Genomic DNA, 12,060 nt, shown 5'->3' on the forward strand with positions numbered 1-12,060 from the left:
TGTCTATAACAACATTTAATTAATACACAGAGCTATACTTTAAATCAACAAATATAAAAGATCACCTTTTGATAATTCGCATTAAAATCTAAATTAGTCTAATATTTTTGCCTTCAATGGGGAAAACTAATATAAGACCAAACTTCAAACTAAGAGGTGAATTAATTGATCATAAAAGAGAATACAAAGTGTAGAAAACATGTTTTAAATGAATTAAACCTTGGATTTACTCAAATAAAAGAGAATTATAAATATATAAAGGATTTAGCAAGAAATAAAGGAGAAATTATAGGATCAGGTGAATGGCTCCTTGATAATATTTACCTAATAGAAAAAGAATATAAGAATATAAAAAAGAATATGCCAAAGGAATACTTTGATAATCTTCCTCTATATAAAGGAGAAGATACAAATCAAATTCCAAGAATATTAATATATGCTAAAGAATTTATAAAGATTAAAGAGGGGATAGTGAATCAGGAAGAAATAATAAAATTTATAAATAGAAAAGAAGAAAAATTCACAATGGGAGAGCTATGGGCATTCCCATTAATGCTGCGCATATCAATAATAATAGAGTTATCCAGAATAACTCAGAAGCTTGTAAAGACTCAAAAACAAAAGCTAGCACAAAGTTCAGGTGAAGAGATTCAGCAGGATAGTGATGACATAATAAAAAGTAATTTTTTAGAGGTATCTATAGAGCAGGCTATAAGTATTTGTATTAATTCATTAAGAGAAATAGAGGGAATAAGTTGGAGAAATTTCTTTAATAGCACCTGTGAAGTTGAGAAGCTTTTAGTTCAGGATCCACATGGAACCTATGAGAAAATGGACTTTAAATCTAAAGATTACTATAGGCATAGATTAGAGAAAGTATCTAGGAAGCTAAAGACTGATGAGAAGATTTTATGTGAAAAGGTTTTGGAACTTTCAAGAAGGGATAATAAAGAAGAGTATAAGAATCATGTTGGGTATTATCTTATGGATGAAGGTATCAAAGAGTTAGCAAAGAGTTTTAAGGGCAATATTAAAGTAAGAAATATATATTCAGAAAAAGGATTTATTGCATTAAATTTAATAGTGACAGTAGCTCTAATTTCTATAGCTTTATCTCTTGGAAATTTACTTGGAGCTAGATTTACTATGACTGAGTATGTAGTTTTAGTAGCTTTAATGCTTGTCCCAGCTAATGAGATTGTTGTGGCACTAACTAATTGGATAGCTGGCAAAATTGTCCCAATTAGATTTATTCCAAGGCTTAATTTCTCAAGTGAGGTACCAAAAGAAGGGAAAACAATAATAGTAATACCAGCTATTGTACCATCTGAAGCAAGAGCAAATCAGCTTATGGAACAGCTTGAAGTGGCGTATTTAGCAAATACAGATAGTAATTTTTATTTTGCTTTATTAGGAGATTTTAAGGATAGTAAAGTTGAAAAAAGTGAAGATGAGGAAGCGATACTTAAGGCGGTTTTAATGGAGACCTTAAGACTTAATTCTAAATATTTTCAGGGGGAAGATCATTTCTTCTTCTTTAACCGCGAAAAACTATTTAATCCAAATGAAGGAGCTTTTATCGGAAAAGAAAGAAAAAGAGGAAAGATTATGGAATTTATGGCCCTCCTTAAAGGGGACAGCAACCATACCTACAACGTGATAAGTAGTGATATGGAAAATATACGAGATGCGAAGTACATAATAACATTGGATGCAGATACCTTTATGCCAAGAGATTCGGCAAAAGAATTAGTAGGAGCTATGAGTCATGTTTTAAATAAAGTATATAGACAGGATAAAAAAGTTCTTCATGGATATGGAATTATGCAACCCAAGGTTAGTATTAATCTTGAGAGTAAAAACAAAAGTTTATTCTCAAGAATATTTGCTGGAGAAAGTGGGGTAGATGGCTATTCTGTCGCCTATTCAGATACTTATGAAGATTTATTTGGAGAAGGCAGTTTTGTTGGAAAAGGAATAATAGACATAGATGCTTTTTATTCTATATTAAAAGAAGAAATTCCTGATAATTCAGTTTTAAGCCATGATTTATTAGAAGGGGCTTATGTTAGATGTGGATTAATTACAGATGTAGAGTTTATTGATAATTATCCATCATCCTATGAAGGAAGCTGCAAGAGATTACATAGGTGGACTAGGGGAGATTGGCAACTTTTAAGCTGGCTATTTTCCTCTAAAATATCGGCTCTTTCAAAGTGGAAGTTAGTAGACAATTTAAGGAGGAGCTTGCTTGCGGCCTGTCTTTTGCTTGCTGTAATATTGAATGTAACATTATTTAGAGGTGGAAGTGATATAACACTTCTATGCTTTTTAGGTAGTATTACTCCGCTAATTTTTACAGTTACAGATTTTGTTGTTACCCCAAAGATTAAGTTAATGGGAACATTTAAGAGTTGTACACAAATAATTATTATTATAAGTTTTATTCCATATCAAGCTTATCTAATGGTAGATGCCATTATTAGAAGTTTATATAGGATGTTTATATCTAAAAAAAACCTATTACAATGGCAAACTGCTGAGGATGCAGAAAAAACAATTAATAATTCACTAGGATGTTATATAAGAAGAATGTGGTTTGCAATTTTTTGCGGAGTTGTGCTTGTCGCTCTTACTTTAGGGCAGAGATTAGCTGTGAATTTTGTGAATTTGCCATTAGCAGGCCTATGGGCTTTTAGTCCATATATTGCATATAGGATAAGCTTGGTTAAAGTTGTGGAAGAATATTCTTTAGAGAAGGGAGATAAGGAGTTTCTTCGCGATAATGCCCGTAGAATTTGGGCATATTATGAGGACTTTGTTAATGAAGAAAATAATTATTTAGCACCAGATAATTATCAAGAAAAACCCTATAAAGGAGTTGCACATAGAACTTCACCAACTAATATCGGTATGGGGTTAACGAGTAACTTGGTAGCCTATGATCTTGGATATTTACATTTTGGGGAGGTTGTCAAAAGACTTGAACTAGTTTTAAAAGGAATGAATAGTCTTGAGAAATATAACGGACATTTTTTAAATTGGTATGATACAAGAACTGGCGAACCTTTATGGCCGAGATACATTTCCACAGTGGATAGTGGGAATTTAATAGGATATATGTGGATAGTTGCGGAAACTTTGGAGGAGTATAAGAAAAATCCTTTAATTAGGGAAGAGGAGATCACGGCTTTACGTGATACTATGAAAATTTGTAAAATTCCTCTAGAGATAGATAAAGATTTAACTAGCAGTACTTATATACATATATTAGAAGAAGCTTCAAATAGTCTTGAGGATAGTGAAGATTATTGGGTAAAGAAGTTAAAGAAAGAGATAGAAGCAAAAATATATTATCATAATTATTTTTTTGGAGGGATAGAGGAACTATTAATTAATAAAAAGGATCTATCTGCCAATGAACTTGTAAGTTACTTAGAAGAAATTGTAATTTCTAAGGATGGACAGGACGAACAATTAATTAAAAAGAGAATAGAAGATTTGAAAGCCTTTATAGATAAAGTAGATAATATAATAGAAGCGATATATAAGAGTATAAAGGAAATGAATTTTTATTTTCTTTATGATAATCAAAGAGATCTTTTTTTCATAGGTTACAATCTTGAGGAAAATTCTCTTGGAAAATCCTATTATGATTTATTGGCATCAGAGTCAAGGGCAACTTCATTTATAACTATAGCTTTAAATCAGATTCCACAAAAACATTGGTTTAATCTTGGTAGGTCCATGACTAATGCATTTAAGGGCAAAAGTCTAGTTTCCTGGAGTGGAACTATGTTTGAATACTTTATGCCTAATCTTATAATGAAAAATTATGAAGATACCTTACTAGATGTTACATATAGATCTGTTGTTAATGCTCAAAAAGAATTCGCTGGACAAAAAAATGTGCCCTGGGGAATTTCAGAGTCAGCCTATTATCAAGTTGATAATGGAGATACTTATCAATATAAGGCATTTGGAGTACCGGGCATTGGAATAAAAAGAGGTCTTGAAGATGAACTAGTTATTTCACCTTATTCAACTTTGATCTCCTTGCCGTATACAAAAAAAGAAGGAATAGAAAATCTTAGAAGACTGCAGAGTCAAGATATATATGGAAGATATGGATTTATTGAAGCCATAGATTATACTCCAAAGAGGGTAAATAAAATGGATTCTGGTGAATCGGAAGAGGGTTATAAGGAAGTCAGATGTTATATGGTGCATCATTTAGGGATGTCCTTTATGGCTTTAAATAATGTTTTGAATAATAATATATTTGTAGAAAGGTTTCATAGAATACCAGCTGTAAAAGCAACGGAGCTATTATTACAGGAAAAAGTTCCAGAGAGGATAACATTTGAGCAGGAAGAAAACGTTACCTTAGTTAGAAATATCATGGAGAAGGAAGACTTTGTTCCAAGATTTTTTGAAGGAGCAAAGATGGAAAATCCTCAGGTTCTTTTATTATCAAATGGAAGCTATTCTACAATGTTAACTTTAACAGGAAGTGGATATGGAAAAAAGGATGATATGACAGTTTACAGATGGAAGGGTGATAGTACCTCAGACAGTAGTGGAAGCTTCATATATATAAAGAATTTAAATTCTAATGAATATTGGAGTTCAACATATGAGCCATGCAAAAATGAAGGAGAGGCCTATAAAGTTCTATTTGCTTTGGATAAGGCAACATACAGGAGACGAGATGGTTCTATAGGAAGTGAAATGGAAGTTGTTGTATCTCCTGAGGACGATGTAGAAATTAGAAGGATTACCTTGAAAAATCTTGGAGAAAAGAGCAGAAGTTTAGAGATTACAAGTTATATGGAGGTAACATTGCAATCCTTTGAAGGGGATGCAGTTCATCCTAGCTTTTCTAATCTGTTTATTTCTACAGAATATGATAGTGAAAAAGGATGTTTACTTGGAAGTAGAAGAGCTAGGGTTAAGGATGGGACAGTGCCCTTTATAGTGCATAAAATTATAACGGATGGTGAAATTGAAGGGGTAGTAACCTATGAAACATCAAGAATTAATTTTATAGGAAGAGGTAGAGAATTAAAAAATCCAAAAGCCTTAGATAATGATGCCGCTCTCTTAAATACAGTGGGAACAGTTCTTGACCCAATTATGAGTATGAGAGCAGCGTTAAGACTTGAAGCCGGAGAAGAAAAAGATGTTTACTTTATTACAGGAACAGCTAATTCAAAGGAAGATGCCTTAAGTATTGCTGGAAAGTATGAAGAAATTACTAAGCTTAGGAAAAGCTATAACGCATATAACAGGGCAGTTCAACTTGAGCTAAAGGGCCTTGGAATAAAATCAAGTCAGGCAAATACTTATCAAAGCTTAGCGTCTTACATATTATTTTTGCATAACTGTAGAACAGATAGAGAAAATTCTATAAAGAATATAAATAAGCATCAAGAGGATCTTTGGGCTTACGGTATTTCGGGAGATTTACCAATAGTGATGGCTTTAGTAAATAGTGAGAATGATATGGAATTAGTTAGAGGATTAATTAAAATGCACTGCTACTGGAAAAATAAAGGCTTAAAGGCTGAACTTCTTATTTATAATGAGGAAGAAACGTCCTATGAGCAGCCTCTACAACAAAGTATATTAAGTGCTATTAATTTTTCTAAGGAAGGAGATATTTTAAATAAAAGTGGAGGAATTTTTCTTCACAATAAAGCTACACTTCAGGATGATATAAAAGAACTTTTAATTGGTATTGCGGCACTTTATGTTGATGGATGCAAGGGATCCTTGATAACTCAAGTTAAGGATGTACAATCATTAGTTGAAACTGGAGCTTTAAGACACAAGGAACTTTGTAATTTCAATAGGATTAAAATAGAGAAGCAGAATCGTAGCCAGGAAGATGACCTTATTTTTGAGGAGAACCATGAAGAATATAGGAAGGATGAAAGCTATAACATAGAGAAGTTGGACTTTTACAATGGATATGGAGGTTTTGATCCAGCAGATAAAAGTTATGTTATAAAGCTAGATAAATATAATAATACTCCAGCTCCTTGGATAAATGTAATTTCAAATGAGGATTTTGGTTTTCATATTTCCGAGGTTGGTTCATCTTATACATGGTGTAAAAATAGTCGAGAAAATAAAATAACAACATGGAGTAATGACTGGATAATTGACCCTCAAGGGGAAGCGTTATTTCTTAGAGATGATAAAAGTGGAGAGCGTTTTTCTATAACTCCGAAACCAATTAGAGATGACGGGGAGTATATAATTAAACATTCCTTCGGATATTCTACCTTTAGCCATACAGCTTATGGAATAAGGGGAGAGCAACAACTTTTTTGCCCAAAGGGAGAAAAGTTGAAGATTCAGAGGGTTAATTTAGAAAATATATCAGATAAGAATAGGGAAATATCTCTTTACTATTATGCACAGCTTGTACTAGGAGTAATTAATTACAATAGTGCTAGATATATCAGTACTTCTATTGAGGATGAATTTATAATGGGAGAGGCTCCTTATAGCAAGTATTTTGGGCATTTAAAGGCCTATCTTACTATTTTAGGGGGAGATGAACGCTCCTTTACTGGAGATAGAAAAGAATTTATTGGAGTAGGAGAAGACTTGTCTACTGCAAATGCTCTAAAACATAAAAAGTTGTCTAATAGAGCGGGTAGTATATATGATCCATGTTTAGCATGTGAGACAAAAATAAAATTAGCACCTGGTGAAAAAAAGGAGATAATTATCCTATTTGGTCAGGAGGAAAATACAGAGGATATAGAGAAAATAATAGAAAAATATAAAAAGGAAGAGGAAGCCTATAAAGCTTTAGAGAATGTAGAGCAATATTGGACAGATTTCCTAGGAAATATACAGGTTAAGACAAAGGATAAATCTATGGATTATCTATTAAATGGATGGTTGTTATATCAAACATATAGCTGTCGATATTTAAGTAGAACTGCCTTTTATCAATCAGGTGGAGCCTATGGATTCCGAGATCAGCTTCAAGATTCAATGTCACTAGGGATAGTAAAACCTGAAATAACTAAAACACAAATTATAAGAAGTGCATCTAGGCAATATTTAGAGGGAGATGTCCAACATTGGTGGCATCCTGTTATAAATAGTGGAATAAGAACAAGATTTTCAGATGATTTATTATGGTTACCCTATGTAACAGCTGAATATATAAAAAGAACAGGGGATTATAGTATTTTAGATGAAAAGGCAGATTATTTGGAGGATGAACCTCTAAGAGAAGGAGAAGATGAAAGGTATACCATTGTAAATAATTCTAGTCATGAGGGCAGTATTTATGAGCATTGCAATAAGGCTATAGAAAAAGCTTTGAAATTTGGTGAGCATAATATTCCTCTAATGGGTAGTGGAGATTGGAATGATGGTATGAGTACTATTGGAAATAAGGGAAAGGGAGAGAGCGTATGGCTTGGATGGTTCCTGTATAAGATACTTAATAATTTCATTGATATTTCTACTTTTAGGAGAGATAATGAGCTGAAAAAACACTATATAGATATGAAAGGATTTATTCAGGAAAACCTTGAGAAAAATGCCTGGGATGGTGGTTGGTATAGAAGAGCCTACTTTGATGATGGAACGCCTCTAGGTTCAAGGGAAAATCCAGAATGTAAAATTGATTCTTTAGCGCAAAGTTGGGCTGTGATTTCTGGAGCTGCTAAGCAAAAAAGATCAGTTGAAGCTATGGAAGCTGTGGATAAAAACCTTGTGAATAAAGATAAGGGAATGATTTTACTTCTTGCGCCTCCTTTTGAAAGCTCAAATCTTGAGCCTGGATATATAAAAGGTTATGTAGCGGGAGTAAGAGAAAATGGTGGACAATATACTCATGCAGCGGTTTGGGTGATTTTAGCTTTAACTAAGCTTGGACTTGGAGATAAAGCAGGTGAGTATTATAATATGATAAATCCAATAAATCATACAAAATCTGAGCTAGAGTGTAGAAACTATAAGGTAGAACCTTACGTTATGGCAGCTGATGTTTATATTCGAGAGCCTCATGGAGGCCGGGGTGGCTGGAGCTGGTATACTGGAGCTTCTGGATGGATGTATAAAGTTGGTATTGAAGATATACTAGGGCTTAGAAAAATTGAAGGAAAGGGATATAAAATTAAGCCATGTGTTCCTAAGGGTTGGGAAGAATATAGTCTATTTATTAATAATGATAAGGAACAGTATGACATTAAAGTTATGCCCGGTGAGGAAGATAAAATTTTAATGAATGGAACTGAGTTAACTGGAGAATTAATTCCTAAGGATAGAGGAAAACAGGAAATTCTAGTAATATTTAAGAGTTAAATAATTTGTCCTACAAAATTCTAATTTAGAAATTTTGTAGGACTTTTATTGTAGAAATTCAAAATAAATTATTGTAGAAATTCAAAATAAATTGTTGCATAGACTGGTGAATTGTCTAAAAAGACCAGAAAATTGTTTACATAGACTAGAAAATTGTGTAAAATATACATGACTAAGGTGGTGAATCATGTTGAATAATAATAAAAAAGGAATAGCTATGATTATAACTTTGATCCTTGTATTAGCTGGAGTTTTAACTTTAGGCATACTTAAGGATAAAAATTCTAAAGATGATAATCAAGATAATTATAGTGCAAATATAGAAGAGACTAAAACAGCAGAAACTGAAGAAACAGCAGAAACTGAAGAAACAGCAGAAAGTGAAGACGTGAAAGAGAACCCACAGACAGAAACAGAAGAGGACGTATCTGCTTTTTACAAAAAACTTAAAAATAAAGAAGCCGTAAAAGTTCTTATTCTAGGAGATGGACTAGCATTGAGCCAAGGAAGTACTTCAAATAATGGAGTATGGGATTCTGGTGTATCTAATCTAATTAAAAACACCTATGGAAATGCAGTTGAAATGGTATCTTTAGCACAAGCTAGAGCAACAATTTCAGTAGGGTTAAGTGTAGTTAATCAAATTAAGATAGAAGATTATGATTTAATAATAACCTGCTTTGGGCATAATGATAATACGGCAGCAGTTAATATTAATGATTTTGAGAAAACCTACTCTGAAATGATAACTCAAATAAAGGAAAAGAGTCCAAAGGCAACAATTTTACCAATCTTACCTAGTACTCTTGCTTTAGATAATAACTATAGAAAAAAGATTCAAGAAGTAGCAACAGAAAACAGTTTAACTTGTGTTGATACAAAAACTGCTTTTGTAAACTCAGGGTTAACAGATGCCAAGTTGCTTAATGGAACATTACCAAACGATACTGGATATCAATTATATACACAAACAGTAGGAGAAACGATTAAAACAGCAATGAAATAAATATATATTAATCTCTACAAATCTCTACAAATAAAGATATGGGAGGCTGACATGAGCTGTGTTTATAAAATTAAAGAAGGGTTAGGAAGTTTTACTGATACAGACCAGAAATTAGCTGAATATACCTTGGCAAATAGAGAAGAGGTAGTTATGTTAAGTGCTAAGGAATTAGCGCAGAGGGTAAATAGTTCAGCAGCGGCAGTAGTTAGGTTTTCGAAGAGGATAGGATATAAAGGTTTTACTGAATTAAAAGTTGAGCTTGCAAAGGATAAGGAAGAAAAAGAAGATGAGTTTAATGCTATTATAAAAGAAAATGACTCTATAGATAGTATGGTGAAAAAAGCTGAAAGCATTAACCTAAGAGCTATGGAGAGGACTTATAAATTAATTAATAAAAAGGTTTTAGAAAGAGCTATAAAATCATTAAACGAATGTGAAAATATCTATCTTTTTGGAATTGGAGCCTCAGGACTTGTAGCACAAGATTTTCAATACAAATTATCTAGAATAAATAAAATGGCAATATATCAAGTGGATGAACATATTCAAGTAGCATCTGCAGTACATATAGGACCAAATGATGTAGCTATTGGAATAAGTTATTCTGGTGAGAGTAAAGGTGTTAATGTTAGTTTAACTAGGGCTAGAAATCAAGGCGCAAAAACCATTGCTATAACTAGTTTTAATAAAAATAGTTTGTCTAAGATAGTAGAACTTCCATTATATATTCCTAGTGAAGAGACAGAGCTTAGAATAGGAGCTATCACATCTAGGATTTCAGAACTTTTAATTACTGATCTATTGTATTTAGGAATAGCAAAAGATGATTTTCAAAAAACTGAGGAATATATAATAAAAACAAAAGAAATCGTAAAAAAGATAAGATAGTTAAAGGGGTGTAGCCAAGAGCAAGCGATAAGTATATCTTTAACACCTCTGCTACTTAAATCATTGCAAACACTAAGCCAGAAATATGCTCCTTTACAGACAATTCTATGTTCATCTCTTACTTTGAAATAATTTTACCAAAGTCTATATTGACAAATATACCATATACTACTATACTTTATAGTAGTATAATAAATGGTGGTGATTAAATTGTCTTCAATAAATTTAATAATACTTGGCTATTTGCAGAACAAAGAGAAAAGTGCCTATGAAATGGTTAAAGAATTTGATATCTGGAATCTTACTAAGTGGCTAAAAATCAGTAACCCGTCAGTTTATAAAAATATAATTAAATTATGCGATAATGGATATTTAAATTCAAGAACTGTTAAAGAAGGTGAAATGCCAGAAAAAACATTATATTCGCTGAATGAAAAAGGAAATTCATATTTCAATGAACTAATGGAAGAAAGTTCAAAACATATAGGAAATGTTTATTTAGATTTTAATGCATTTTTAGTTAATATAGAGAATTTACCAGAAGAAAAAAGAAAAGAATATCTTAAAAACTTCAAAAACAAGGCAGAAGAACGAAGAGCGTTTGTGGAGTCAGCTTATAATCATGAAAAACAGCACAATGAAAAATCTGGTTCTGAATTTCTTATATTAGATCTATATAACGAATTTTATAATATTTTACAAAAATGGTCTGAAAAAGTTTTTGATCATTATAATTAATAATTTGATGTCTCTAATAAATCATTATATTGAGAGACATTTTTTTCGCCCAACTACTATAATTTATAGTAGTTTATTATACACTAATATATATTACATTTATATTATTATTTAGGAGGTTTGTATTATGAACAAAAAATATCAAATCATTTCTTTTGTAGCTATTATTTTAGGATTTTTTATGGCATTATTAGATACAACTATAGTAAATATCACTTTGCCTAAAATGACCGAATACTTTAATACTACTATGGCTCATATTTCTTGGGTAGTAAATGCCTATAATCTAGCTTTTGCAGCTATTATATTAACTGCTTCGAGATTGGCAGATCAATTTGGCAGAAAAAAACTGTTTATTGCAGGAGTAGTTTTATTTACTATATCTTCACTGTTATCGGGTCTTTCAAATTCCCTTGAAGGACTTATATTATTTAGAGCAATTCAAGGGTTATCCGCAGCTTTTGTTGTACCTGTTGCAATGCCTCTTTCTGCTGAAATATTTCCACCAGAAAAGAGAGGAACTATTATGGCACTTTGGGGAGCTTTTGCCGGTCTTGCTGCTGCAAGTGGACCAACGCTTGGCGGTATATTAACTCAATGGTTTAATTGGAGATATATTTTCTTTATTAATGTACCTATAGGTTGTATTTGTATACTACTAACTATGAAATTCATAAAGGAATCTTATGACCCAACTGCAAGTAAAAGTATAGACTTTGGGGGAATTATAACAATATCCACTGCTATGTTTTGCTTAACTTTTGCATTAATAAAGTAAGCGTCAAATAACTCATCACCTAGGACTGGCAGTAAATTAATGTGATAATACTCCTATACTTAGTAGGAGGTAATTTGCATGGCAGAAAGAAGATCTAAAGAAGAATGGATGATACTTGTAAAAGAATATAAAGTAAGTGGAGTTAACCAAACAGCCTGGTGCAGAGAAAAAGGAATTAACAAAGGGACCTTTATCGCCTATAAAAAAAAATCCGAAGCGGTAGCTGGAGAAAACACCCTGGAATGGGGAAGCGTAGCAATACCTAAAAAATTTGAAACTTCATCAATTTCATTAAAAATTGGAGATATTATTT

General features: G+C 32.1%; 6 protein-coding genes. All 6 read left to right on the top strand.

The window, feature by feature from the left end:
- Positions 1-165: 165 nt before the first annotated feature.
- Entirely contained in the window at positions 166-8,337 is an 8,172-nt protein-coding gene (locus CLVI_RS01685; RefSeq protein ID WP_423237125.1) for a GH36-type glycosyl hydrolase domain-containing protein, read from the top strand.
- Between the two features lie 187 nt (positions 8,338-8,524).
- A complete protein-coding gene (locus CLVI_RS01690) occupies positions 8,525-9,343 on the top strand; it encodes an SGNH/GDSL hydrolase family protein (RefSeq protein WP_106058370.1) in 819 nt (272 codons plus the stop codon).
- 51 nt (positions 9,344-9,394) lie between these two features.
- The gene (locus CLVI_RS01695) at positions 9,395-10,231 is read left to right on the top strand and encodes a MurR/RpiR family transcriptional regulator (protein WP_106058371.1); all 837 of its coding nucleotides are present in this window, start codon (positions 9,395-9,397) and stop codon (positions 10,229-10,231) included.
- A 210-nt stretch (positions 10,232-10,441) separates the two neighbouring features.
- A complete protein-coding gene (locus CLVI_RS01700) occupies positions 10,442-10,969 on the top strand; it encodes a PadR family transcriptional regulator (RefSeq protein WP_170065566.1) in 528 nt (175 codons plus the stop codon).
- A gap of 127 nt (positions 10,970-11,096) precedes the next feature.
- Positions 11,097-11,747, top strand: coding sequence for an MFS transporter (locus CLVI_RS01705; RefSeq protein WP_242980511.1), 651 nt, complete (start codon positions 11,097-11,099; stop codon positions 11,745-11,747).
- 78 nt (positions 11,748-11,825) lie between these two features.
- Positions 11,826-12,060: IS66 family insertion sequence element accessory protein TnpA (gene tnpA, locus CLVI_RS01710; RefSeq protein ID WP_341458726.1), on the top strand; the 235-nt coding region annotated here is incomplete at its 3' end.

It is taken from the genome of Clostridium vincentii, from assembly GCF_002995745.1.
Lineage (GTDB): Bacteria > Bacillota > Clostridia > Clostridiales > Clostridiaceae > Clostridium > Clostridium vincentii.